Source organism: Streptomyces nigrescens (genome assembly GCF_027626975.1).
Lineage (GTDB): Bacteria > Actinomycetota > Actinomycetes > Streptomycetales > Streptomycetaceae > Streptomyces > Streptomyces nigrescens.
The window spans coordinates 8,890,127-8,915,389 of record NZ_CP114203.1; the positions used below are offsets into that span (position 1 = coordinate 8,890,127).

General features: G+C 69.3%; 23 protein-coding genes and 1 pseudogene. 9 read left to right on the forward strand and 15 right to left on the reverse strand.

Annotation, left to right across the window (positions count from 1 at the left end):
* The first annotated feature begins 36 nt into the window (after positions 1-36).
* From STRNI_RS38385 to STRNI_RS38395, 3 genes are all read left to right on the forward strand, one after another.
* A complete protein-coding gene (locus STRNI_RS38385; RefSeq protein WP_277412915.1) occupies positions 37-915 on the forward strand; it encodes a hypothetical protein in 879 nt (292 codons plus the stop codon).
* Positions 916-1,029: 114 nt separating this feature from the next.
* Positions 1,030-2,652, forward strand: coding sequence for an SMI1/KNR4 family protein (locus tag STRNI_RS38390; protein ID WP_277413379.1), 1,623 nt, complete (start codon positions 1,030-1,032; stop codon positions 2,650-2,652).
* A 626-nt stretch (positions 2,653-3,278) separates the two neighbouring features.
* A complete protein-coding gene (locus STRNI_RS38395; RefSeq protein WP_093646956.1) occupies positions 3,279-3,515 on the forward strand; it encodes a hypothetical protein in 237 nt (78 codons plus the stop codon).
* Positions 3,516-3,596: 81 nt separating this feature from the next.
* Here the strand turns inward: STRNI_RS38395 and STRNI_RS38400 are convergent, their stop codons facing one another.
* The 5 genes from STRNI_RS38400 to STRNI_RS38420 form a co-directional block, all read right to left on the reverse strand.
* Entirely contained in the window at positions 3,597-4,592 is a 996-nt protein-coding gene (locus STRNI_RS38400; protein ID WP_262371633.1) for a serine hydrolase, read from the reverse strand.
* 295 nt (positions 4,593-4,887) lie between these two features.
* Positions 4,888-5,571, reverse strand: a complete 684-nt coding sequence (locus STRNI_RS38405; protein ID WP_266437023.1) for a response regulator — start codon at positions 5,569-5,571, stop codon at positions 4,888-4,890.
* On the reverse strand, positions 5,564-7,267 hold the full coding sequence (locus tag STRNI_RS38410) for a sensor histidine kinase (protein WP_277412916.1): 1,704 nt from the start codon (positions 7,265-7,267) through the stop codon (positions 5,564-5,566). Before STRNI_RS38410 ends, STRNI_RS38405 begins: the two co-directional genes overlap by 8 nt.
* Before the next feature lie 217 nt (positions 7,268-7,484).
* Positions 7,485-8,687 (reverse strand): polysaccharide deacetylase family protein, encoded by a 1,203-nt coding sequence (locus STRNI_RS38415; protein ID WP_174876493.1) that lies wholly within the window; start codon positions 8,685-8,687, stop codon positions 7,485-7,487.
* A 274-nt stretch (positions 8,688-8,961) separates the two neighbouring features.
* Positions 8,962-10,311 (reverse strand): diacylglycerol/lipid kinase family protein, encoded by a 1,350-nt coding sequence (locus STRNI_RS38420; protein ID WP_159491488.1) that lies wholly within the window; start codon positions 10,309-10,311, stop codon positions 8,962-8,964.
* Between the two features lie 349 nt (positions 10,312-10,660).
* Between STRNI_RS38420 and STRNI_RS38425 the strand changes: the two genes are divergently transcribed.
* Positions 10,661-11,218: a hypothetical protein gene (locus STRNI_RS38425; RefSeq protein WP_274733179.1), complete on the forward strand. Its 558-nt coding sequence runs from the start codon at positions 10,661-10,663 to the stop codon at positions 11,216-11,218.
* A 46-nt stretch (positions 11,219-11,264) separates the two neighbouring features.
* Here the strand turns inward: STRNI_RS38425 and STRNI_RS38430 are convergent, their stop codons facing one another.
* The gene (locus tag STRNI_RS38430) at positions 11,265-12,623 is read right to left on the reverse strand and encodes an erythromycin esterase family protein (protein WP_277412917.1); all 1,359 of its coding nucleotides are present in this window, start codon (positions 12,621-12,623) and stop codon (positions 11,265-11,267) included.
* A gap of 153 nt (positions 12,624-12,776) precedes the next feature.
* On the opposite strand from STRNI_RS38430, the gene STRNI_RS38435 reads away from it, so the two are divergent.
* A complete protein-coding gene (locus STRNI_RS38435; protein ID WP_277412918.1) occupies positions 12,777-13,829 on the forward strand; it encodes a hypothetical protein in 1,053 nt (350 codons plus the stop codon).
* Between the two features lie 55 nt (positions 13,830-13,884).
* Here STRNI_RS38435 and STRNI_RS38440 read toward each other — a convergent pair whose 3' ends face one another.
* The 5 genes from STRNI_RS38440 to STRNI_RS38460 all read right to left on the reverse strand — a co-directional run bounded on the left by STRNI_RS38440 (position 13,885) and on the right by STRNI_RS38460 (position 17,825).
* Positions 13,885-14,733 carry a YwqG family protein gene (locus STRNI_RS38440; protein ID WP_277412919.1) on the reverse strand — a complete coding sequence of 283 codons (849 nt, stop codon included), beginning with the start codon at positions 14,731-14,733 and terminating at the stop codon, positions 13,885-13,887.
* A gap of 83 nt (positions 14,734-14,816) precedes the next feature.
* Positions 14,817-15,041, reverse strand: coding sequence for a helix-turn-helix domain-containing protein (locus STRNI_RS38445; protein WP_148588351.1), 225 nt, complete (start codon positions 15,039-15,041; stop codon positions 14,817-14,819).
* On the reverse strand, positions 15,041-15,538 hold the full coding sequence (locus tag STRNI_RS38450) for a DUF2975 domain-containing protein (protein ID WP_266437053.1): 498 nt from the start codon (positions 15,536-15,538) through the stop codon (positions 15,041-15,043). The genes STRNI_RS38445 and STRNI_RS38450 overlap by 1 nt, the downstream gene beginning before the upstream one ends.
* A 173-nt stretch (positions 15,539-15,711) precedes the next feature.
* Positions 15,712-16,710: an NUDIX domain-containing protein gene (locus tag STRNI_RS38455; RefSeq protein WP_277412920.1), complete on the reverse strand. Its 999-nt coding sequence runs from the start codon at positions 16,708-16,710 to the stop codon at positions 15,712-15,714.
* Positions 16,711-16,934: 224 nt separating this feature from the next.
* The gene (locus tag STRNI_RS38460; protein ID WP_277412921.1) at positions 16,935-17,825 is read right to left on the reverse strand and encodes a GNAT family N-acetyltransferase; all 891 of its coding nucleotides are present in this window, start codon (positions 17,823-17,825) and stop codon (positions 16,935-16,937) included.
* An 89-nt stretch (positions 17,826-17,914) separates the two neighbouring features.
* On the opposite strand from STRNI_RS38460, the gene STRNI_RS38465 reads away from it, so the two are divergent.
* Entirely contained in the window at positions 17,915-18,268 is a 354-nt protein-coding gene (locus tag STRNI_RS38465) for an IS5 family transposase (protein ID WP_381845204.1), read from the forward strand.
* Positions 18,265-18,657 (forward strand): Tn3 family transposase, encoded by a 393-nt coding sequence (locus tag STRNI_RS38470; protein WP_274733168.1) that lies wholly within the window; start codon positions 18,265-18,267, stop codon positions 18,655-18,657. The genes STRNI_RS38465 and STRNI_RS38470 overlap by 4 nt, the downstream gene beginning before the upstream one ends.
* 516 nt (positions 18,658-19,173) lie before the next feature.
* On the opposite strand, the gene STRNI_RS38475 is transcribed toward STRNI_RS38470, so the two are convergent.
* From STRNI_RS38475 to STRNI_RS38485, 3 genes and pseudogenes are all read right to left on the reverse strand, one after another.
* Entirely contained in the window at positions 19,174-19,563 is a 390-nt protein-coding gene (locus STRNI_RS38475; RefSeq protein ID WP_277412922.1) for a cupin domain-containing protein, read from the reverse strand.
* A gap of 28 nt (positions 19,564-19,591) precedes the next feature.
* Positions 19,592-19,849 (reverse strand): annotated as a pseudogene (locus tag STRNI_RS38480) (alpha/beta hydrolase fold domain-containing protein); the annotation flags it as partial.
* A 24-nt stretch (positions 19,850-19,873) separates the two neighbouring features.
* Complete coding sequence (locus STRNI_RS38485; protein WP_229838273.1) at positions 19,874-20,992, reverse strand: serine hydrolase domain-containing protein; 1,119 nt, start codon at positions 20,990-20,992, stop codon at positions 19,874-19,876.
* A gap of 170 nt (positions 20,993-21,162) precedes the next feature.
* Between STRNI_RS38485 and STRNI_RS38490 the strand changes: the two genes are divergently transcribed.
* Complete coding sequence (locus STRNI_RS38490) at positions 21,163-21,822, forward strand: TetR/AcrR family transcriptional regulator (protein WP_109886935.1); 660 nt, start codon at positions 21,163-21,165, stop codon at positions 21,820-21,822.
* A 177-nt stretch (positions 21,823-21,999) separates the two neighbouring features.
* On the forward strand, positions 22,000-22,251 hold the full coding sequence (locus STRNI_RS38495; RefSeq protein ID WP_277412923.1) for a recombinase family protein: 252 nt from the start codon (positions 22,000-22,002) through the stop codon (positions 22,249-22,251).
* 150 nt (positions 22,252-22,401) lie between these two features.
* Here the strand turns inward: STRNI_RS38495 and STRNI_RS38500 are convergent, their stop codons facing one another.
* Positions 22,402-24,990, reverse strand: coding sequence for a SpoIIE family protein phosphatase (locus STRNI_RS38500; RefSeq protein ID WP_277412924.1), 2,589 nt, complete (start codon positions 24,988-24,990; stop codon positions 22,402-22,404).
* Between the last annotated feature and the right edge of the window lie 273 nt (positions 24,991-25,263).

Here is a 25,263-nt window from a genome sequence, read left to right on the forward strand (position 1 = left end):
CCGCCCCACCACGCCGCAGTGCGTAGTGAGGTCACCATGCCATTCCGTCATATCGCCGCCGTCCTGGCTCTGCTGGCCCTGGTCACCGGATGTTCGTCCGGGGTAGTGCCCTCCCCGCCGCGCCACGCTTCGCGGCCCCCCGCAGTGCCGCCCGCCTCCGAGGAAGTACGCCGCCTGGTCCTGCCGTTCGACGCCTATGCGCTCTCCGGCCCCGATGTCCACACCATCGAATCGGCCGAAGACGTCCTGATCCGCGACTGCATGCGCACCAAGGGGAAGGCCTGGAGGGCGCTTCCTCAACCGAGCACCGTCGACCCGGACCCGCCGCAACGACGCCGTTACGGGGTCATCGAACCGGACGTCGCCCGCCGGTTCGCATACCACCTGCCGCCGGCCCCGCCGGAGACGGCTCGGCGGGATGAGATCTGGCGGGCCAGGGAGAAGATGCCACGCGCCGCGCAGCTCGCCGCATACGGGAAGGACGGCGTCGGCGGGTGCTGGAAGAAGGCGCATGTCCACCTGCTGCGAGGCGTCCCGAAGGGCAGCACGGCGCAGTTCAACCGACGTATCCGAGATGAGTTCACGGCATCTCAGCAGCATCGAGCGGTGCGGTCCGTCGTCCGTTCCTGGAGTGCCTGTATGAAGGGGAACGGGTATCGCTATCCGGACCCGTTGGCCGCCGCCGGCGATGACCGCTGGGCGAAGTCCCCCCGGCCTTCCCGCCAGGAGATCGCGGTGGCGGAGGCGGACGTGCGGTGCAAACAAGAGACCCGGCTCGTGTCTGTCTGGGGCAAGGCGGAGACGCGGATCCAGCACGATGTGGTGCGCAGCCACGCCGCGGAATTCCGGAAGCTCGCCACCCAGAAATCCAGCTGGCTCAAGGCCGCCCGCCGGGTCATCCGCGGTGGCGCCTGAGGCGTACCGCCAAGGGCCTGCCCCGCGGCCCGCGCGCCCGGTCCACCTCGTCTCACGCTTCTTGCTGTTGCCGACGCCTGACGCGTGCAGGCTCACAACGTCGTCCCATTGTCAGTGGTCGCTGCCATGATTCCCGGCAAGGAAACCAAAGCACGGGAGCAGAGCATGGTGGAGCAGGCCGTACGGCCCATAGTCGAGGCGCTCGTCGCGAACGCCCCGAGCGGCTGGACACACGCAGTACTGCACTGCCGGGCAGGGCGGGGCGGTACGTCCGCGACCGGCGGCTACACCCCGCCGAGGGACCGCTGGAACACGGGCGTGCCCAACCCCTACCGCGAACTCATGGCCCTGGCGGAGACACTGCGCAAGGACCGCGGCTGGGAACCCGTCAGCCTCGAATTCCGATGCCGGCCGTCGGGCGAGTACCGGTTCGTCGCCTTCCACGACGCCATCACCCGGGTGACCGGAATGGGCAGCGGCTTCCAGGTGGTCCTGGACCCCGACTACCGGTTGTCTCAGCCCGGGCTGCAGCAGGAGCCCGGCACCGCCGCCCCGGCAGGCGACCCCGAGACGGCCGTGGCCCGCTTCCGCGCCTACCTCGAACGGCGCGCCGCGATCCTGGGACACCGCGACGAACTGCCCCCGCCCGCCACCGCCGCCGCCCTCGACGAAGCCGAACGCCGTCTCGGCCGCCGCCTGCCCGCCGACCTGCGGGCGCTCTACACGATCGCCGACGGCGACGGCATCGACTACGAGAACCGCTACCTGTTCCAGGGCAACGCCTGGCTGTCGCTGAAGAGCCTCGTCGCCGAGCACACCGATTGGAGCGCGGGCGAACGACCCTGGTACGGCTGGGACCTGGAATGGGACGCCGTCGTCTTCGACACCACCCCCGCAGATACCGTCCGCCGCTGCGGAGCCCACCCCGGCTGGTTGCGCTTCGCCACCAGCGAGGACGGCAACTTCCTGGCCATCGACACGGACCCGGCCCGCAACGGTCGCCCCGGCCAGCTCATCCGCACCGGCCGCGACTACGACGAGGGACCCGCCTACCTCGCCGACTCGGTCACCGCACTCCTCGGCCACTACCTGGAACTTCTGGACCAGGGCGCATACGAGAGACACGGCGACCACCTCTCTCTGCTCGAACCCGCCGGTGACCCCGCGCCCCGGCAGATCATCGGCGAGATCCCCGACGAGGTTCCGCCCACCCTCCAGGCAATCCACATCAACAACGCCTCCGCCCTCGTCGACCTCGCCCCGCTCACCGCCGCCCCCCACCTCCGCCGGCTGCACCTCAACCGCTCCACCACCGCCGATCTGACGCCGGTGCGCGAACTGCCCGTCGAATCCCTGCGCATCACCCTCGACGACGGCAATCTGACCCCGCTCGCAGGCCACCCCCACCTCACCTCCCTCGACCTGACCACCACCGTCCCGACCGACCTCGCCCCCCTGCGCACCATCCCCCACCTGCGCGGTCTCGACCTCTCCCGAGCGGACGCCCCCGATCCGACCGTCCTCGCCGACCTGACGGAGCTCCGCTACCTAGCCCTCACCGGACGCCAGTGGACCACCCTGCTGGACAAGGGCGAAGTGCCGCCCTCCCTGACTGCCGCCCGCCTCGCCGACGAGGACGCCACCCTCGACGACGCCCTCGCCTGGGCAGCCCGCCTCGGCCTCCCCACCGAGAACGCGTTCCGCGCCACCGGCAGCTTCAAGTCCGCCAGCGGGTGAACGACGCGGCCCCGCTATCGACGCCGACGCCGCCGGTCGTCGTTGGCGGGGCAGGCGTGGGGGCAGGCGTGGGGAGGGCTGATGAGAAGGCGGCGGCACAGCGACGGTCAGAACTGCCTCGTCTTGCGTGGCCCCGCGTGGAGCGCGGTCGGTCGTTGTGGATCTCCGCATCGCGGCACCGTACGGGCGGGTCGCTGTGACCTGCGCGCATACGGCGCGCTGCGGGCCGTATGCCAGCTCACGGAACGTGTCCGTCATCGACACCTTCGTGCACCGTCAGCGACGGGCGGGGGATTCCTCAGCGGTCTCGGATCCCTGAGGAGCCGCTGCGGCCCGCTCTCGCGGCGGCCGTCCACCAGCCCCTATCTGTCAGCATCCGCGGGCGCGCCCCCTTACACGCCGTGCCCGGCCGCCCTCCGGATCCGCGCAGCGCGGCGCGCATCCTTTCCCCCGGCCACTGAGGGCCGAACCCGGCGCGGTGTCGGTTCACCCGACCAGCCCTCCTTCGATGGCCCAGCCGAGTGTCCCGGTGTTCCATGAGCAACGGATGGAACCGGACCCACGGCGCTGGAGGCGGCGGCTTGTTCCCTGCCGTCCAGCCCCCCACCAGTATCAGGGAGAGGCCCATGTACGAGATGCGCGCCGGCCCCTCAACGACCGGCAGCTCAGGACAGGTGTGGCACGTCATGGCCAAGCACGACGCCCGTGCGACCTTGTGCGGCCGCAAGCTGGCTTCCCACGGCCCCAGGCCGTCGGACCAGGAGGATGACCCCACCGCACGCTATTGCTCGCCGTGCATGACCGCTTTCCGCGAGGTTCTGGACATCAACGGGGCCCCGGCCCACGAACACAAGCCGGCCTGATCGTCCTGTCCGAGCCCGAGCCCGAGCCCGGGGGAGCGCCTATCGCGCCACCCCGGGCTCGGAGGTCAGGCACCGACAGCTTTACTTCGCTGTGGACGGCTCGGTGGCCGGAGAGCTCGGTCCGCTGGGGTCGTAGCCTTCGGCGCCCGGATAAATGTCGCGGTATATGGTGCGGGAGACGGTCTCTATCGTTTTGATCCCGTAATCCCACCCTTCCTTTGCGGGGTGCCCTTCGGGGACTCTGTTGTTCTCGGTGAGTATGGCCAGCCCCGAGTCGTAGCCGTTTTCGGTGAGGACGGCCATGCTGTTCACTTTCCAGTCACCCCTGTCGAAGGATTCGACGTCAGCGTTCTGGCTACGCTGCATCCAGCCGTTCTTCACCTGGATCACGGAGTCGAGTGGGGCGCCTGCTGTCGCTCCCCAGCGCTGGGTGCTCTGGACGTGGTTCATGAGTCCGAGGGCGTAAGCGCGAGCCTTGCTCCCGAGGACCGCGTCATCGTCGCCGGAGAAGAGACGCAAGAGCTTGGCCTGGTCGTCTGCGGTGACTTGGGTCAGGCCCCAGGAGCCTTCCTTGTCGAGGACGGTGTGATCCATACCGGCCTTGTCAAGGAATTCCTGGATCTTGACAGGGTTCGGCTTTGCGGGATCCGTCAGATCGGACAGTTGCTTCCACAAGGTGGTGGCGGAGGCGTTGTCCGATTCGGTGATCATCTTGCGGGCGAGAGCGTCTTCTGCCTCGGTGAGGGTGCCGCCCTTCTCGTACAGCAGGGCCGCGAGAATTATCGTCTTCGCCACGCTGGCCGAGTCGTACTTCTTGGCGGCGTCGGAGGTGCACCTGGTTTTGGTCGGGCGGTCGTAGAAGGAGAGCGATGCCATGCTCTTCCGGCTTGCCAGTGCCCCGGCTATGTCGTCCGACAGCTTCTTCGCCAGCTCTCGGTCTTTGGACGTGCAGTGCACCGTCGAGGTGACTGCCTCGCCTCGTTGCGGTGCTGCGGCGGAGGGTGTGGCCGCTGCGACAGGTCCGGCAACCACTCCGGCTCCTATGGCCGCCGCGGTAAAGGTGGAAACCCATCTCATGTCTGATCACTTCCTTTGTGGGGGGGGTATGAACAATCGGCGCAGGCGCAGGCGCAGGCGCAGGCGCAGGCGCAGGCGCGCAGGCGCAGGACGTGTGGGGGAGTGTTGTCGAAGAGATCCCAACTGCCGGTGGTGGACGGGGAGTTCTGGGTAGCGTCTGTGTAGCGTGTGTCTGTCCAAGGTCGGAATCGGAATCGCCGCGGCCGGCGTCGTCCTTCTGGACCGCGTCCCCTGTGTGTGAAGAGAGACCCGGCTTCCTCCGGACGGTGCTCAACTCCCCGGCCCGGCCTGCGACTCAGGCCATGAGTCGGGCCTGGTGCGCCAGCAGCGCAGCCTGCACCCGGCTGCTGCACCCCGTCTTTCCCAGGATCGATCCGACGTGGCACTTGACCGTCCCCACCCCGATGCCGAGCCGTGTGCCGATCTCCAGGTTCGACAGCCCCTCGCCCAGCATGACCAGCACCTCCCGCTCCCGGTCGGTCAGCCCCGCCACCCTGGGGTCGGGGGAGCCGGTGCCGCCGCTGAGCATCCGCCGGATGACGACCCCGGTGACGCCGGGCGAGAGCACGGCGTCACCCGCGGCCGCGGCCCGTACCGCGCTGATCAGCTCCTGCGGCCCCCCGTCCTTGAGGAGGAAGCCGGTGGCGCCTGCCTGTAGGGCGCGGGTGACGTTCTCCTCGTCGCCGAAGGTGGAGAGCATGACGACCTGCGGCGCGGGGTCCAGGGCGATGAGCGGTGCGACGGCCGCGAGCCCGTCAAGTACGGGCATGCGGACGTCGAGGAGCACCACATCGGGCCGGTGCTCGGTGGCGAGCCGGACGGCCTCGGCACCGTTGGCCGCCGCGCCCACCACGTCGATGCCGTCGGCGTGCCGGAGGATCAGCGCGATGGCGTGCCGGATCAGTTCCTCGTCGTCGGCGAGCAGTACCCGGATCGCGGAACCCGGCCCGTAGCCCGCGGAGTTGGTCTGATCAGTCATGCATCCTGCTCTCATGGGGCGGTTCGGTCACGATGGGGACCGTGAAACGGTCGATTGCGATCAAGGTGTCGGACCGGAAGCAGTAACGGACGAGCTCCATCCGCCCGCCTTTGCGCTTCCCGCCCGCGTACGGATACATGCAGTCCGTGGCGGAAGCCGGCCGCGGCGGCTCGCGCCCGGCGGCGGCCGCGCGCGACGCGTCGTCGTCCGGTGCCACGGCGCGCTCCACCTGCCCCCTCGTCATCCCCAACCGGGGCTTTTCGGGGCTCTGATAGGCGAGCTCATAGCGCGAATGGTCCACCAGCAAGACCGCGAACAGCATCATCACGCCCACCCCCGCCAGGCCGAGCAGCCCGATGACGGCGCCGGCAACGCGCCGCTGGAGGACCGAGAGCCTGCTGCGGGACTCGTCGACGGAGGCCGATCCGCTGTCGTCCGGCGCCGCGTCCGCCGTCTCCGCGCCGGGCCCCGGGGTAGCGGGGATCTCGGCAGCCACGGCGAAGCCGCCACCGGACGTCCGCCCGGCCTCCAAGCTGCCACCGAGCAGCGTCACCCGCTCCCTCAACCCGGTCAGCCCGCGCCCCGAGCCGAGCCCGGTCACGGCAGCGGGCCGCGTGTGCGGAACGCCATTGCGCACCCGCACCGCCACCCGCTGGTCGGAGTGGCGGACCGCGACCGTCACATGGGCCTCGGCCGCGTACCGGTGGACGTTGGTGAGCGACTCGCGCACCACGCGGTGGACCGCTCGCCGTACTTGGGCCGGCCGGGCGTCGAGATCGGGCCCCTCCCAGGAGAACGCGACGGGGATGCCGCCGCTGCGCGACTCCTCGACCAGTGCCTCGATGTCCGCGCGGGTGCCCGTCGCGTCGGTCAGCGCGCCGGTGCCGGTGTCGCTCCCCAGTGGGCCGAGGACCCCCAGCGCCTCCCGCAGCTCCTGCATGGCGTCGCGGGTGGCACGGCGCACCACAGCGGCCTCGTCCCGCAGTTCGGGTGCCTCCTTGAGGAGAGCCATCTCCAGCCCGCCCGCATGCAGGGAGACCAGGCTCAGCCGGTGCCCGACCAGATCGTGCATCTCCGCGGCGATACGCGACCGTTCGCGCATCCGCGACTCGCTGTCCGCCAGTCGCCGCGCCTCCTCGGCGGCGGCCGCGCGCTCCCGCAATGCCCGCAGCAGCCGGTCCTGCTGCCCTCCGGCGGTACCGGCCAGCCCCGGCAGCACGACCGTGGTGACGGCGAACACCGCACCCAGCGCAAGGCCGAAGAGCCTGCTGCCCATCTCCAGCTCGGGGGCGAACGCCGCGCTGGTCAGCATCGTCAGGGCGGCCGCCCCGAGCAGCACCCCGATCCGCCGCCGCGGTGTTCTCGTCTGCCGGGCCGCGGTGTAGGCAGCCACCGCGGTCAGCAGCGCCACGGCGGGCACCACCCCCATCAGCGCGGCCAGCCCGGCCACACAAGCCGCCGGGAACCGGCGCCGCACCAGCACCAGTGCGATGCCGATGAGTCCCAGGGCCGGCGCGCCGCCCTCCAGCCTGCCGTCGATCGTCGACACGCCCTCGTGGACGAGCAGCACCAGGGCCCCGGCCAGGAGCGCCTCGCCCGCCGCCCGCCACAGCAGCCACCGCCCTTGCTCCCCGGGCCCCGCAAAGAAGCTTCGGGTAGGACGGTTTTCGGCCACAGGTGGGGTGCTGGACGACATAACGCCGATTATCGGAGGCCTCGCACGAGGTTCCCCTGCTCCTTGAGGGCGAGCCGCCTCTGACCAAAGACAGAGGCCCTACCGAAAGAGAGAGCCCTGGCGAGAGGCAGAGGAACGGGTACGGGAAGGGTGGGCTGGGGTGGGGGTGGGGCCAAAGGAATGGGGGGTGGGGGAACTTCCGCACCCCCTCCTGGGCTGCCAGCCGCGTCCTGTGCTGTCAGCCGCGTCCGGTGAACTTCTGTCCGACGCCGAGCCCGCGCAGGTTGGCGAGGACCTGGGGGTCCTGGGCGTCGAGCCAGTCGCACAGCTGGCGGAAGGAGACCATCCGGACGTCCTTGCGCTTCTCGTCGGCGATGTGCTTGAACGCCTCCTCGACGGCGTCCATGTAGATGCCGCCGTTCCACTGCTCGAAGTGGTTGCCTATGAAGAAGGGGGCCCGGTTCGTGTCGTACGCACGCTGGAAGCCGGCTATGTAGGCGTCGGCGGCCTGCTTGCGCCAGCCCGGGTAGTTGGCGGGCGGGGCCTTGGTGGAGGCCTGCGACTGGTTGGCCATGATGTTGTAGTCCATCGAGAGCACCTCGAAGGAGTGGCCGGGGAACGGCATCTGCTGGAGCGGGAAGTCCCACAGGCCCTGCTTCTTGGTGGGCCAGACCTGGAGGCCGCCGGGCGAGCTGGCGTCGTAGCGCCAGCCGCGCTTGCGCGCCGTCGGCAGCAGGTTCCCCTGGCCCAGCAGACAGGGCGTACGGGCGCCGACGAGTTCCTTGCTGTAGTCGAAGGGCAGCGGTTCGAGGTCGGTGAAGCCGGTGTTGGTCCGCCACTTGGTGACGAAGTCCATGGCCTGCTCGATCTCGGAGTCCCACTGGGCTGGGGTCCAGTGGGCGACCGAGCCGCTGCCGGTGCCGCAGAAGTGGCCGTTGAAGTGGGTGCCTATCTCGTGGCCTTCCAGCCAGGCCGCGCGCAGGTTCTTCAGCGTCTCCCTGATGTGGTCATCGGTGAGATAGGGGATGTCGGAGGCGCCGACGCCATTGTTCGGCGGCCGGTACAGCCGCTTCTTCGACTCCGGCAGCAAATACAGCCCGGAGAGGAAGAAGGTCATCGAGGCATTGTGGTCGCGGGCCAGCTTGCGGAACCGCGGGAAGAGGCCATTGCCCACCTCGCCCGCCCCGTCCCAGGAGAACACCACGAACTGGGGCGGCTTCTGGCCGGGCGCCAGCCGCTCAGGCTTGGGCGGCTGCTTCGGCTGCTTTCCGGTGTACGCGGTCGAGCCGTCGCCGATCGGCTTGCTCTTCGCCGTCTTTCCGGGCTTGGTCCCGACCTTGCCGGATTCCGACGAACCCGGGGAGGAACAGCCGGCGACGGACAGTGCCGCCGCCGCTCCCACCCCGAGTCCGAGCATTCCCCGCCGACTGACATCACGCATAACGGTCCTCATCGCATTTATCGCCCTGAAGTGCCCCACTGGACGTCCAGAGAGAGGGGCTGGTGGACGCTGGGGTTCCGTTACGGCGGCGAAACTCACAAGGTGGACCGAGCGGCCACGGAGGGTCGTTGCCCGGTCACCGATGAGCCGGAATCGGCGCAGGTCACATCCACTTCGGGGTGCGGGGTTGCGGGGGTGCGGCGTGGGTGTAGTGGCACGGTGTACGCGGGCAGCGGGCAGCGCACCGCATGAGACTGCGCAGCGGCCGGCGTCGTCAGCCGGTGTCCCTCCCCGCCGCCGTCCGCCCCACCGTCAGGGCGAGCCTGCGTACCCTGCGCCAATTCATCGGCGGCTTCGCGCGCGGCGTGCCGGGACGGTTGCTGGGCAGTCGTACGCGCAGGGCGCCCGGTTCGATCCAGCAGCGTACGGGGGTGGGCACGGTCAGGGCCTCGCCGTCGACACCGACCGGGATGACGGGGGCATCGGCGTTGACGACCACCTCTTGGACGGTGAGCGAGGTCAGCCCCGGCCCATGGCTGCCGCGCAGCATCGAGGCCGCCTGGACCGCGTTGTCGACCGTCACACCGAGCACTCCCAGGACGCCGGAGTCCAGCCGTTCCCGGTACCCCAGTCCCGCGGGATCTCCCATCCGGTAGGGGTTGTTGCTCACCAGGACGGCTTGGGGCGCGTCGACGGTCACATCGCCGGTCCGCACCTGGAGGCGCGGGCCGCTGTGGTGGGTCAGCAGGTCCGGCAACATCTGAAGGGTGGTACGGGCTTTGTCGTCGCGATAGGCCGGGCTTTGCACCACGGTCGCGTACGCGCCGAAGGAGGCGTTGTTGACGAAGACGCGCCCCCGGCCTTCCGCCGCGGGCTGCCCCACGTCGATGAAGCCCAGGTCTATGCGCAGCTCGACCCCGTCGGTGAGCGCCTCAAGACAGGCCGAGGGATCCTCCCGGTCGAGGCCGAGGTCCATGGCGAAATGGTTGCGGGTTCCGGCGCAGATGACGACGAACGGAACGTCGCGCGCCGCCGCTACGGCCGCGACCAGAGCCTGCGTACCGTCGCCGCCCGCGACACCGAGCAGATCGGCGCCGTCGTCGACGGCCCGCCGCGCCAGCTCTGCCACGTCCTGCGGCTGCGCGGGATCCAGCTCGACGACCTCGGCGCCGAGCGCCCTGGCCTGGTCCGCCAGCTGGAATCGGCCGACCTTCCCGCCGCCCGAGCGCGGATTCATGATGAGGAAGGGGCGTCTCGGAGGAGCGACCGGGCGTTCCGGCTGGGGCGCCGGTTCGGTCTTCTGTGGCACCAGTGCCGTTCTGCCCGTGAAGACCGCAAGCGTCCACAGGGCGAGCGAGACGAGCACTACCCACAGCAGCCCGGCAACCGCGTAGAGCACCAGGACGACGACCGGTGTGGCGGTCGCCAGCAGGAAAGCGAGCACCCTGATCACACCCGTGCGCGCGAGCACCCACCACAGTCCGGCCGCCGTGGCGGCCAGCCCGGCCAGCCCCACGCCCACCAGCACGATGCTCCGCAGCCCGGCGAACACCAGCAGGACCAGCAGCGCCGCCGTCCCCGCCGCCAGCGCCAGACGTGCGGCCCATCGCCTGTCCACACGCATCCGCCTCCCGCCGGTTCCGCTGCCGCTCCCTCCTCCATTGCACAGGTGCGGGCGGCGGAGCGCATCACCTGGCGCGGGCGGGCGCTCCCCAGGACTCGGAGCCAGGGCCTGCCGGCCCGCGCTCGGCCTCGGCACGGCATGGTCGGACAGCCAGGGCTCACATCCAGGGCTCACATCCAGGGCTCGCGTCACCACGGTGCGCCCGCGTGCATGATGGTGCCCTCCTGACTCATTCATTGCGGCGAAAGGGCGTGTGGCGCAGATGCGGTCGAATCGGCGGAGGCAAGCGAACGGCACGGCATCGTTACCCGTCATAGCCTTCCTGACGCTTTCCCTGGGTGCCGCCTGCGTGGTCGGGGCCCAGGCCCAGCCGGCGGTCGCGAGCGGGTCCCTCCCTGCCGGGGCCGGCGCGGCGGGGGCCGTGGAGGCCGCCGGACCGGTGACGCCTCCGGCCCGTACGCCGGGGCCCGGCACACCCACGACCGCGCACCTCAGGATCAGCGAGGGGCAGGTCGGCGAGGTCGGGCCCGGTGGAACCCTCATCTACCCGAGCGTGACCAGCTGTCTGACGGTGACCGTCCGGCTCCAGGACGGCGGAAAGGTGGGCGCGCACGCCAGCTTGTTCCAGGTGCCGGGGGAGTACCGGTCGGACCGGATCCTCGCTGCGGTCAAGCAGCGGATCGGGGCGCGGGAGGTCCGCGCGGTGGAGGTCAGAGGCGCCGTCGGTGCCTGGCATCCGAGCTACTTCACCAAGGCGATCGAGAGTTACGCAGAGGGCGAGCAGGTGCCCGTACCCACTGAGCCCGACCCGGGCGGCCTGGCCAGGGTGGTGGCGGACGCACTCGGGGAGCCGCGGGGAAAGGTGACCGTCGAGGATCTGCCCGACGGCGACCAAACGGTGGACTGAGCCGGGCGGCCTCCGCCGCGCACCAGGCGCAGAGGACGCCGACGGCTCACTTCCCAGCGGGTGAGGGGGCGGCCAGCAGCCGGGCGGCACCGACCTGGTGCAGATGCACGACGATGTCGTGCGACCGCGCGAGCGCGATCTGGAACTCCGTCCCGGGCCCGGGGTACTCCGTGCCGATGCTCCTGGTGGTACGTGCCGTGGCCAGCCAGGCGCGGGCCGCGGGCGGGGCGGTGCGCAGGTCCAGGACGTAGTCGCGGTGGCGCACCCGGTCAAGGGTGTACTCATTGCTGCCGGGTTTCGCGGGACCCACGGTGTGGGCCCGCACCCGTCCGTCGGCTCCGGTGGCGTTGAACGAGCCCCGGTCGAAGGTCATGCTGATGCTCACATAGCGTGCGCCCAACTTGTCGCGCAGGAAGCTGCCTTGGACCTTGGGGTAGTGCTTCGGGTCGTAGGTCCGCAGCGCGACATGACCGTCATGAGCCGACAGCATCACCTTGTCCCCGGTGTGCTGCTGCCACCAGGCCACGTTGTCCGCCATGACCGCGTCGCGGTAGCGCATGCCCGCCGCGGCCTGCTGTGGGTCGTCGAAGTCGAAGGCGTACCCCCGGGCCGTCTGGTCGATGGCGGTGGCGTGCTGTACGGCCCAGGCATGCGCCTCCCCTGCCTCCCTCGCGGTCCCGGCGCCGGGCCGCTGCCGCTTGAGCAGGTCCAGCGCGCGCCCGGTCCTGTCGGCTATCTCCTTCCGCTCGGCCAGCGGCCGCTTCAGATAGCCGTTCACATGGGCGTCGACGCCGGTCGTGGGCCGCAGACCGCGGTAGAGCTCGGCGAAGCGCGGGAGCAGCGTCGGATGCGCCTTGGCTACATGGCCGGTCACCCGGTCATAGAGTTCCGGACCGGCGTACCCGAAGTCATCGCCCATGAACTGGACCGGATCGTGCGGATGCCGGCTGTTGTAACTGCGCATCCATGTCAGCAGGTTCAGGTAATCGGTGTTGTTCCACCAGGAGTAGATGCTCTGGAACTCCTCGCGCATGATCCGCCGTGGATCGCCCTTGCCGTGCAGCACATAGTCGTTGAGCCGCAGTCCGGTGCTCCAGCTTCCCTCCAGTGCGAAGCTGCGGAAGCCCTTCTCCTCCACGAGGTAGCGGAAGACCCGGTGCTTCATGGCGAAGAATTCATGCGAACTGTGGGTGGCCTCGCCCAGGCCCACCACCCGTGCGTCCTTCACCATGCGGCCGACCGGACGCAGATCGTCCACGTTCCCCTGGGGCTCGGTGGTGCGCAGCGGGTGCGCGTCGCGTTCCAGGGCGGGGACCGGCGACTCTGCCGGGGACGGGGGAGCGGCGGCGACCACCGTGCCGAGCGAAAGGAGCAATGCGAGGAGGGCCGACCTGTGTTGTCTCATGCCACAAGACTTCCTGTCGGCGGGCACGGCGACCATACGCCCCACCCCCCAACCGTCGGTGGGGCTGACCCCACCGACCGGCTTCCGGTTTGCCCGTCCATAGCTGGCGAATTCGGTTCGTCTCCGAGGCGGGGACGTGCAACGATCGTGATCATGAGCAAGATGGGGGAGACACCGATCGGCGTCACGCTGATTGGGGAGGGCAGCGCGCCCGGTGCGGTCGCGGCGGTCACCGGCGGACGGGTTGCGGTCGATACGGGTGACCGGGTTGAGGTGTACGAGCAGCGGGCGTTCCTCGCCGGCGCGCGCTCTGTGTCGTATGGCCTGCCTCTCCCGCCGCAGGCCAAGGCGACCTTGGCGCCCGACGGCGGCTTCATCGTGGCCGAGGGCGCGGCGGTCCGTGCCGTGGACGCCGATGGCAGCACCAGATGGCGGCTGCCGCATGACCCCTGGCACGGCGGGAACCGAGCGCCCCGAGCGCCCGGCTTCCCGGCGGTCAGCCCGGACGGCAAGCTGGTCAGCGTACTCACCCCGACCCTCGTCGAAGACGACTCCCGGGCGGTACTGGTCTACGACGAGCCGCACTGCAGCTACGGACGCGACACGTTGCTCATCCTCGACGCGGCGTCCGGCGCGATCCGCGGACGCCGACCGGTCGCTTCCGTCGCCTCCGGCCTGACCCAGCATTGGCATCCCGATGGCGCGACTCTCGTCGTGTCGTGCTGGACGGCTTGGTACAGCTGGTCGACCTGGTGGCTTGATCCGCATACCGACGATGTGGCTGTCCGCGGGGGAACGACGATGCGGGAGGTGAGGGGCTCGCTGCCCGCGTCGGCTCAGGTGCTGACGATACGGCGCGCCGAGAGCATCGCCTACCAGGACGACCGCGACGAACTCGCTCTGCACGATGCGACCACGGGCGACCAGGTTGCGCTGTTCGACCTCGAGGAGCTCGGCGCCGACCCTGACTCCGACGAGTTCGACGACGCTTACGTGCTCGATTCGGAGCATGTGCTGGTCACGGGCAAGGTGTACCTGCAGGGACGTCCCCCGAAGATCCACCATTGGCTGTTCGCGGCCGTGACACTCCAACCACTCGGCCGGCTGCAATACCCGGGATCGGTCAGCAAGGACGTGACCCCGCTCGGCGACGGCACCTGGCTCACCCGGGACGGCGGGCAACTCCACCACTGGGCACTCGCCTGACAGCCGTACAGGCGGTGTGGGTGTGCACCGGCCGGCCAGGGGCGGGGGACTCCCGTCAGCCGCACTGCCAGGTGAACATCGCGCGGTCGAAGCGTCGTTCGGCCAGGTCTTCGGGGCGTATGAGCCAGTAGAGGGCACCGCAGTCGCCCCACATCATGTCCGCATCGTCATCGGAATCGATCTGAGCGAGCAGCACCCAGCGGAGGGCCTCCTCCTTGATGCGGGGGTCGTCCCACGGCGGGCTGCCCAGGGCGCCCCGGGCGACCTCGGTCTCCACCTCGTCCTGCACCGGGTGCGCATGGCCACCGATGCGGTGCTCCGTGCCTTCGAAGTGGTCCCACAGGGCCTCCTGGAAGTCGTCGTCCCACACCGGATGGTCGTCCGGCATCGGCGCGAACTCCCGGTAGACCACCGGGTGCCAGAGGTACGGTGCCGTCGTCTCCACGCGCGCCGTCAACGGGACCTCCGGATACGGCTGCATCGCCTCCGGCGCCGTCCGCTCGGCGACGGCGACCCCCGCAGGGACGTACAGCACGCGCGCTCCCGCCCAGCTGTCGGGCTCATCGGGCGCAACCACTGCACAGCCGTCGTCCAATTGCCCGTCGAAGTAGAAGAAGGCCAGCGTGCCGTCTGCGGGCATGGTGATGTCGAGGGCGGCAGAGGGGAGCGCGGCACAGTCGAGCGAAGCGACGAAGGAGAGCGGACCATGCCCCTCCCACACCGGCCACTCCTCGTTCTCCGGCAGCTCCGGCAGACCGCCGAGCCGGCCGACGACCGGAGCCGTACCCGTGGCCTTCTCCAGGCGCAGCCCCGGCCGCAGCAGGCCGATCCAGCGCTCGGCGATCTCGTGGGGCAGGTGCTCGCGGGCGAGTGTGTGCAGCGTGTCGGCAGTGCTCTGTGTCATGAGAACGATGATGCACGGGACCACTGACAACGAGCCGTCCCCCGGGGTGTCTTCCCGATCTCCGTCGGCCGGGGAGAAACCCCCTAGGCGTCGTCCGCGCCGTCGTCGGGGACCCAGCGCAGCACATCGCCGGGCTGACAGTCGAGCGTGCGGCAGATCGCGTCAAGTGTCGTGAACCGCACCGCCTTCGCGCGACCGTTCTTCAGCACGGCGATATTGGCAGGCGTGATGCCGACCGCATCGGCGAACTCGCCCACCGACAGGCCGCGTTTGGCGAGCTGGAGGTCGAGGTCGACGATGATCGCCATCAGACCACCTCGGCGATCTCGGTCTGCAACTCCGTCGCCTTGTGCAAGAGGCTTCGCATGATGACGATGAGCATCACGAACGAGGCCCCTACGCCGACACTCGCGGTCGCGGCGGCCAGTGCGCCGATGACCTCCATGCCGTCGTCGGGAGAGGGGATGTCGGTGAGGGCCAGATGCCCGGTGATCCCGATCGCCAGCAGCGTCGCCACGATCGATGACCCGATGATGGTGTCGACCCACCGGAAGGCCCTCGGGGTGAAGATCGCATCACGTTCGACCATGGTGAGCAGCATCCACACTGCGGCGAGCGCGACTTGGACACAGGCGATTCCGACGATCGCCACCGTCACGTAGGGCGCGGCGAAGGGGGCGTAGGGAGGGAAGTGGTCGACTTCATCAGCTGCCGTCGTCGGAATGACCACGATCTGACCGAAGAGGCCGAACAAGATCACTGCGACGATGCCAGCCCGGAGTGCGGCGATGAACAAACGATGCATGTATCGATTATCGATTGGTTTCGATCGAAAATCAATCGATCTCCCCCGGCGGTCGGTCCCTGGCGTGCTCCGGGGGCCTGGGCGGGAGCCGCCGGAGTAGCGCGAACGGGCCGTCGCCCCGCGTCAGGGAGAGGGACGCAGCGCCCGGACTCAGTGCTCTGTGGTGGCCTCGGTCATGCCCAACCCATCTCGGTGTAGAGGCGCCCCGCTCGGATTCCGTCGATCGCGGCGCGGGTGTAGGGCACGAGCGGCTCCGGGAGCGCCTCCGGCCGCCACCAGCTCCAGCTGACGCACTTGTCGGGCTCGAGAATCTCCGGCGTGCCCGTCCAGCGCCGGGCGCGGAAGACCATCTGCATGCGCGGCTGTGCGCCGGGCGCGTCGACGAGATGGACGGCGTGCACATACTCGACGTCGCCGGGGTCGATCAGCAGGCCGGCTTCCTCGCGGGCTTCTCGGACGAGGCAGGCGACGGCGGACTCCTGTTCGCAGTGGCCCGCCAGGAAGTGCCATGTCTCCCCCGCGTAGGCGGAGTCGGGGTGGCGCAGCCCGAGCAGGACCTCGCCATGGGCGTTCTCCAGGTAGAGATGGACGCCGATGACGTTCAACACGGCTTTCCCGTCCGAGGACGGCGCCGATGGGTCGCGCGGGTGCGGAGTCCGGCGGGCGGTGGTGACAGCGCCGGTTACCGTCGCCGGCGCAGCGGATCCGTAGTGGCCGGCGTGGAGCAGCTCGGCGTGGCGGCGAACCAGCTCGCGGGTCGTAGGGGCCATCCTCAGGCGCGGCAAGACCTCCGGCCGGAACCAGTGCAGCATGACGCCTTCGGTCAAGTTCAAGGCCGTGGGGTCACCGGCCCAGTGACCGGCGAAGATCTGGATGGGGACGCTCGTGCCGTCGCTGCCCTTGGCCTCCTCCACCGTGAAGGGCACGAGGTCGGGGACGTCGAGGCCCGCCTCCTCTCGCAGTTCGCGCCGGATCGTGTCCTCCAGGGAGCGGTCGCCCGGTTCACGGCCGCCGCCTAGCAGGGACCACGATCCCGGCTCCCAGATACCGGGAATCTCGTCCCGAAGGTGCAGCAGGTACTCGCCGGCCCCGTTGTAGATCAGCGCCGATGCGTTCGCCCGCCGGAGCTCTGACGGCAGTGCAGAGCCGAGCTGTGACGTCTCGTCGTTCACTGGTGCACCGTCCCGGGTTCGGAGTCGGATACGCGCATGCGGCCTGGTGGCCGGCTGGCGCGGTCACGAGCACAGGTGCCCTGAAGAACGGTCCGTTCCCCTCCCCGTAACGGGTGGTGAGGGCCAGAGGCCGTGGAGGCATTTTCCGTTAGGCAGTGTCTCTCCGGTCATGAGCAGCCCAGATGAGGAGGCCGGCCGACATTACTGAGATTGGCGTGTGCGGGTCAGAGAAAGTGCCCGCTGGCGAGGTAGGGCGCCGGAACAGGCATGCCCCGGACAGCGATATAGCCTTCCTGGCCGATGCCGAGACGTGCGGCCAGGCCGACATCGATCGCCCACTCGTTGGGGCTGGTGATGCAGTTGACCAAGGTTGTTCCCTGTGACGAGGCCAGGGCTTCCCACAACAGTTTCTGCGCGGTCTCCGGGTCCGAGGCGGCCAGCAGTGACGCCCGTCCCCGGTCGTCGAAGTAGGCATATCCCGGCCTCGCTCTGTCCCGGCATACGACCAGCCGCAGGGTGTCGAGCATGTAGCCGTGGTCCGGGCCGTGGCCCGCAACACGCAGGTCCTGGTCCAGCTGGTCCATCCACTCGAAGTCGTCAGCTTGGCCCTCCTGGAGACCGTCGACCATGGGGAGCGTGGACCGGTCCACGGTGCCGACCATCCGCATCTGCGGATGGAGCGAGAAGTCCGCCATCCGATACCGACGTGTGGCACCGGGGTGGACACTGGACGAGAAGATGCCAGGGCGCCCGTCAGCGTGGGCGAGGGCGGCGTCCAACAGTCGTTTGCCGATGCCCTGTCCTTGATAACTGGGCAGCACCCCATACGTGGCGAGGAACCACAGACCTCCGCGGTTCTGCGAGAAGGCGAACCCCACTGCTCTGCCGGCGCCGGCTTCCTCGTCAGCCGCGACCCAGCACCCGCCCGGATCAACGCTCAGGTAGAAGCGCATCCGGTCGATCCACTGCTTCGAGGCCGCCGCCGACCGCGGCTCGGCCTCCGGATCGCTGACCCGTCTGGTAGTTCGCTCTGCCTCGAAGAACGTCACCGCTGAAGCTCGCTCCGCCGAAGGGAGATCGTCCTCTTGCATCGGCCTGACCTGCACAGAGTCCATCATTTCAGCGTAGGGATTGGCCAGGCCAGGACGCATTCGATTTTCCAGCTGGGAGTATCTGCTCGATCAGCTAACTCGTTGTTCAGTGCATGCTCAGCAGGGGTGACCTGACCGACAAGGAATGGAAAGTGCTGGAGCCGCTGCTGCCCGAGGGTAATAACCGGTACGGCCGGTGGCGGGACCACCGGCAGCTGATCTATGGGATCAGTCACCGGCTCAGCAACGGCTGTCAGTGGCGCAAGCTGCCCGAACGCTTCGGCCCCTGCCAGACCGTCCACAAGCGGCACTTGCTGTGGTCGGCCGACGGGACCTGGGAGAGGCTGCTCAGACACGTCCAGGCCATAGCCGACGCCGCAGGCGATATCGACTGGGATATCAATGTCGACTCCACCTCGATTCGCGCCCACCAGCATGCCGCCGGGGCACGCTTCGCCGGCGGGTGACCGCGGCGACGAACAAGGTCGAGTCGTTCAACCGGTTCTCCCAGCGGGTCGGCTTCGGCAACCAGGGCGTCCTCGCCGACAACGACCCCATCGAGCAGGAGAAGGCGATGAAGTTCAACGCTCTGCTCACCAACGCGGTCATTTTTCACAACGCCCTGGACATCGCGGAGATCGTCCGCCAGCTCCTGGAGGAGGACTGGGAGATCGACCCGGAGGACCTGGCCCACATCTCGCCGTACCTGACCGAGCACATCCGCCGCTTCGGCGAGTACTCCACCCACGAACTCGGACTTCAACCCGAGGCGTACGACCCGCACCTGGACGTCGACTTCAGCCCGCTGCGCGACGACGACCCGCCAGCCCCGGACGGCTACGGCCAAGCGGCCTGATCAGGCGAAGTCGGGCGGCGAGCTGTCAGGGATGTCGGCCATGGCTCGGTCACGAACTCTCGCTGGCGGAACTCGGACGGACTGGCCTCCTGCGAGCTCGTCGAGGAGCTTTCGCAGCCTGTCCCTCTCGGACTCGATCGCCGAGAGGCAGCGTGGGCCAGCTCGATGCTGATGGCGCCGTGCAAGTGGACATCGACGCCGTCCCGGTGCGCGACGGGGATGCCGCGCAGGGCGCGGGCGAGCTGGACGACGGTGGCGAAGACGGGTAGGTGCCGGTCCATTCAGTCGTGGGCGGTCCGGCCGGAGTCACCTCCTGTGCCTCCGGCCGGACCGGCCTGTTCTTCGGCCTGGGGGCTAGCTCCGGGGCCCGAATGCTACCGGTCACCGTGTGTAGAGCTGTGCGATGGCTGGTCGCGCTCGCACCCGGCGCCACGGACGAGCCACGGGTAGGCGCGGACGTGAGCGGCGGCCTCTGTCGAGCGTCTCTGTGGATGAGGGCCGGATGTGAGGGCCCGGCTAAGCTTCGCTCCGCTTCTTCAGGCGGCTGCCGCGTGGAAGGGTGACGGACATGATGTCGCTGGGGGCGTCCAGTGCGATGCGGTGCCATCGCCCGCGCGGGACGATGACCGCCGTTCCCGCCGCCAGCTTGATCTCCTCCTCCTTCTCGCCCGGCTGCTGCGGGCGGAAGCAGAGACGTATCCCGCCGCTGAGGCAGGACACGACTTCGTCCGCGGCGGAGTGGACTTCCCAGTGGTCGGCGTGGACGTCGGCGCCGGTCTCCACATGGAAGGTCATCAACTGCCAGCCGTCCCGCTCGGGGTCGAACACGGGTTGTGCGGCGCGCACCTGGCCGCCTTGGTCAAGGTGGATGAAGGAGGCGAAGAGATCGATCGGGGCAACGGTCATGCCGACACATCCATTCTGCGGTCATCGTTCATCTGGTCAGGTGTAGGGCTTGGGGCCAGCCTGGTTGGCCCGGCCGCCTACGGGGCCAGGGCTCGGCGAGCTGCCGCTGCGACACCTCAGCGGACAGGACCGCCTGCGAGCCGTGGAACGTGCCGGGCCACTGGTGCAACCCGACCGGGACGCCCGCCTGCAGCAGACGCAGTGCGTAGTCGATGCCTTCGTCGCGCAGCGGGTCGAACTCCGCGGTGGCGATGTAGGCCGGTGGCAGGCCGGATAGATCGGCGGCCGGGCCGCGGCCTCCCCAGCCCGGTCAGCGGTACATCGCCACGCGGTAGAGCGCCGCAAGCGCGTCGTCGATGGGATGCGGCTGCGGCTTGCCGGAGGAGTCGAACCCGTTCCACCTCTGCAGGTTCACCGCGACCGCCATCTGCCGCTTGCCGTCGGCACGGGTCATGGCCAGCGCTCCACCACCCCAGACCGTGCCGCCATGGCCCCAGAAGATGCCCTGCCCGGGACCCTCCATCGGGTACAGGCCGAGGCCGTAGTCGATCGTCTTTCCCTCCTGGGAGACGACCGGGACAGTGCGTTGCATCTGCGCCAGCGACGACGGACTGACGATCTCCCCGGCCAGCAGCATGCCGAAGAAGCGATTGAGGTCGGTGACGGTCGATATCAGCGAGGCAGAAGGGCCCGCGTATGACATGTCGAAGACGCTGTAGTCGCGCGGCGGGTCGATCATGCCGAACCATGCCTCGTAGAGCTGCGAGTGCGGGCCTTCGACGTACGGGCCGGCGGGGAATCCGGTGTCCCGGAGCCCGGCGTGCTCGATGACGTTCCGGGTGATGCATAACTCGGCCGTTGTGCCGCTCACCTCTTCCAGGAGTTGGGCGAGGAGCAGGTAGTTGGTGTTGGAGTACACCCCCGGAGTGCCGCCCGGGGTGCCGACGGCAGGTGCGGTGACCCCCATCTCGATCAGTTCGGCGGGGTCGAACCGCGTATGCCGGTGATCGTCCAGGCTCTGCGGCCTGGTATCCGCGGCGACGGGGAACGCCTTGAGGGAGGGGTAGGCGTACGGGAGGTACTCGGCGAGGCCGCTGGTGTGGTTGATCAGCATCCGGACCGTGATCGCGTCACCGCGTTCCCCGGGAACCAGCTTCGGAAGGTACCGGCCGATCGGTGTGTCGAGACCGATCTGACCGCTCTCGACCTGTTGCAGGACCGCTGCGGCGGTGAAGGTCTTGGTGATGCTGCCGACTCGGTGCCGCATGTCGGCGGTGACGGGACGGCCGGTGGCGACATCGGCGACCCCGGCGGCACCGCGCCAGACCTGGTCACCGTCTCGCACCTCGGCGAACAGGCCCGGTAGCCCGGCGCGGTGGACGTCTTCGAGGGCTGCGTTCAGCGCCGCGGAATCCAGTGGGCTCTTCACGTCATGCGTCCTTTCGTGTTCCCCGGGGTGAGCTCCGCATCGGTCGCTGACCCGGACAACAGGGCACGAGTGGCATGCCGGCCCGCCCGGCATACTCATGTCCTCATTATGCACGCGGCGCGTGCATCGCCAAGTGCATAGGTTAGACTGAGTCCGACGAGAGGGGCGAAATGACAGGTCGAAAGCGTTGGTCGACCGAGGAAATCCTGGATGTAGCAGTGGAGTTGCTGCGCACAGGCGACACAGAGTCGTTCAGCGTGCGCAAGCTCGCCGCGACCCTTGGGACCGATTCCTCCAGCCTCTACCGGCACTTCCGCAGCAAGACGGAACTGCTGCGTGCGGTCGCCGACCGGATCCTCCTGGCTTCCATGGACGGCTACCGCCCCGAGGGCGACTGGAAGCAGCGCATCACCGCCCTGGCCCTGCGCGTGAGGGAGGCGTTCGGCCGGCAGCCCCAGCTCGCCGCGGTCTGGGGACGGTACGCGTCAGGCGGCGCCGGTTCCCGGCTGGTCGTGGAAGAGGTGCTGCAGGCCCTGCGTGCGTCGGGACTGCCCGACGAGGAGATCCCGGCGCGCTACCACCGGCTCGCGGTCCTCATCGCCGCGCTGATCGCCTCCGAGGCCGGAGTCAGCACCATCACTTCGGAAGAGTACGAACAGGGCATGGAGCTCTTCCGTGTCACGGTACTCGGCGCCGACCCCGAACGCTTCCCCGCCCTGGCCTCCTTCGCCCGCGACGTCCGCCCCCTGGGGGTGGATCGCCGCGCCGCGTTCGAAGAGATCCTCGCCGCCCACCTCGCCCACATCGAGGCCGCAATCTGCCCGAGCTAGCCGATCGGCTCGTGAGTGTCGGCAAACGATCCTTTGAAGACAGGGCGGCAGCGTGCCCAATGAACCCGTGTGATCCGGGGGTTCGCGGCGGCTCGAATCAAATCAGATCCGACGGTGATTGATGACAGGGTTTGACGACGGATGGGGTCCATTCCTCCGTACGAAAGGGGCCCCTCGGTGGCGAACCTGATCTACAAGCGTGTCTCGACCGACCAGCAGTCGACCGCCCGGCAGAACCTCGTCCTGGACGAGGCCGGGATCGAGGACCCGATCGTCTTCGAGGAAGAGGCCGGCACCTCCAGCCGCTGCTCGGGCTCGATGCGGTCGGCGGCCGCCGGTATGTCTTCGCCCTCGCGGAGCCGCCCCATGGGTTCGTTGGTCAGGGACCGATCCCGCGAAGACCGATATCACGGCACAACACACAAGTGAAGAAGGTGAGGCGGCCTGCCCTGGATGCGGGACCCAGATCGCGGGCACCGGGTGGCACAGCACACGACGCCGGGAGGGCGGCCGCCGGGGGCCAGCGCCTTCTGGGGCATCGCCATCAAAGCCGTCGCCATCAAAGCCGCAGCCCAGGCATCACTCTCGCCGAAAGGTGACACTGCGCGGGTCGTCGCCGGGACCACGTGCGGAGTCGTGAGGGCGGTCGGCGCAAGGCCCTTCCGAGGTGCCATCCGGGCCCTGCTGTCCGGAACCGTATGCGGTTTCGGTGAGCAGCAGGGCGATGTCGTCGGCCCGGTACGAGGAGCGCCGGGCGTTGTGCAGCAGCCGGCCGGCGAGTTCGTCGAGTGAGTCCGAGCGGGCGTGTGCCAGGGAGGCGCGGAGGCGGTCGATTCCCACGTCGATGTCGGCCCCGGGTTCCTCGACCAGGCCGTCCGTGTAGAGGGCGAGGACGGATCCCGGCGGGAGGGCGATCCGGGTTCCGGGGTAGGCGCTTGCGCGTTCCACACCGAGGAGCGGGCCGACGTCGAGGTCAAGGACATCGGTCGTCCCGTCGGGGCGGCGGAGCAGGGGTGGGGGGTGCCCGGCGGTGACGGCCTGGGCGTGGTGGGTGCGGGGTTCGAGGTGGATGCAGCAGCAGCTGGCCAGCAGCCCGGAGTCGAGGTCGATGAGGGTGCGGTTCACGCCCGCCATCACCTCGCCCGGTGTATGCCCCACGGCCGTGAAGGACCGTACCGCGCTGCGTAGTTGGGCCATGGTGGCCGCGGCGGCGATGCTGTGCCCCTGCACGTCTCCGATGATGAGCGAGACCCCGTTGGTTGTGGGGATGACGTCGTACCAGTCGCCGCCGATGTCCATGCCACTGGTGCCGGGCAGATAGCGCGCAACGGTGCGGATGCCCGGGATGGCCGGCAGTCGGTGCGGCAGGAGCGCCTGCTGCAGGCCGCGCGCGATGGCGAACTCCGAGTCGTAGAGCTGTGCCCGTTCCAAGGCCTGGCCGATCAGCCCGGCGAGAGCGGTGAGGACGCCGCGGTCCCTCTCCGTGAACTGATGGGTCGTGTCGAAGCCCAGGACGCAGATGCCGACCGGGTGGCTGGAGGCGATCAAGGGCAGATACACCCAGGAGCTCACCTCGCCCGTGGGGATGTCCGGGTAGTCCTGGGAGAGGTCCTGCCGCGATTCGATGAAGAGCGGAGCGCCGGAGGTGAGGGCCTCCGTACCGGGCAGCCGGGCGTGCAGCGGTGCGCCCTCCAGCCAGTCGAGGAAGTCTTCGTGGTGCCCGGTGTGAAAGAGCAGATGCATCGTTTTGTTGCGGACCACGTAGATCGCAAGCTGCTGGCCTCCGAACGCGGGTACTAGCTGGTCGGAGACGACTTCGCAGACTTCGCGGGTGGTGACCGCCTCGGTCAGCGCGCTGCCGAGCTGCAGGACGTGGTGCATGACGCCCAGGCGCGTCGGTGTGGCGGCAGTCGGCGACTCGGTGGAAGAGGCGGAGGAGGCGGAGGAGGCGGAGGGCGTCGAGGCCGAGGGCGGCTGGCCGAGGGGCACCACGCGGCCCGTCACTCCATCCGCTTCCGGATGGAGGGAGAAGGCGAGCCAGCGGTCGGGTGAGGGACAGGCAAGGAAGGAGGCCGGCGCCTGCGCGATCATCGCCGACCGGTGCCGGGACTCGACATCGGGATCGGACAGCCAGGGCAGTACGTCCCAGAGAATCCGTCCCAGCAGCTCGTCGCCGGAGACGTCCAGCAACTGCAGAGCGCTGTGGTTGGCGTAGGTGACCCGCCCGTCAGGGGCGAGGGAGAACAGCCCGTCCCGCAGCCGTTCGACCGCCGCCAGGGCCGTGCTGCCGGCCCGGGCGTCGACGATCGCGCCGACCAGGTGGGTGCGTGGCTCCGCGTCGTCGGCCTCTGGTACGCGGCCCCACAGCTCGACCGTGCGGTATCCGTCGCCGCCGTACCTGTGATCCCGTATGCGCAGGCGTCGCGAAGTGGTCCGGCTCCCCGAAGCTGCCTCGCCGGCCCCGAAGCGGAAGGCAGCAAGATCGCCCGGGTGGAGGGAGGCATGCAGGGTTTTGGCCTGTCCATCGAACGTACGAGGGTCGAGGCCGAAGATCGTGCAGAACTCGTCGTCCACGGAGATCATGCCGGAGATGAGGTCCCAGTCGAACAGGCCGACCCGCACGGCCGGTGCCGAGGGAGCGGGGTTCTCGACAGGGATCGTTTCGGGGGCGCATTCAACTGGATCGCCGATACGGGTCCGTAGGGCGGCGAGAGAGGCCCCGAGCCGGTTGGCGATGGTCCGTACGTGGCGGCGCTGGGCCTTGGAAAGCCCTGCGCCGCCGGGTGACGCCGCCCAGATGATCGCCAGCGAACCGAAGGTCTCCCCACCTGCGCCCACCGGCACGGAGCAGGAGCCGAAGGCGTACGGCAGAGCCACCGCGAGCTGGGGGTAGCGGCGCATGGTCTCCTCTGCGTCGGCCAGGTGGACTGTGCGCCCGGAGGTGTACGCCGTGGCGACCGGGATGGGACTGCTCACCGGAATGAGGCGCCAGCCACCGAGCAGGGAGGGCGGCACCCTGCAGGTCGCGGCGAGCACGATCGACCGGCGGTCGCGGGAGCGGAGAAAGACGCTCCCCGCGTACGCGCTGGTTCCTTCGACGGCTTCGACGACGGCTGCGGCGAGCAGCTCCTCGCGCTCCGCCGTGGTGCCGACGGTTATCCCGCGCATACCTCCAGTGTGCGCAGGTCGGGCCACCCGGCACAGGGCGGCAACTCAGCGCGAGGCGCCGATTACGGTTCGCAGGACCTGGATGTGTAACTGGCGGAGCACGCGACGGATAAGGAATTAGTCGAATGGTTATCCCTGGGCGACTAATTCCATCGATCTCTGGTTGTCTCGCAATGGGATCGGTAGGCTTTGGGTGGTGTGAGTGATCAACGGCGCTCGCATCGGTGACTACCTTGGCGGGGGAGGGGAGGAAGCCCGGGCTTTGTCCCCACC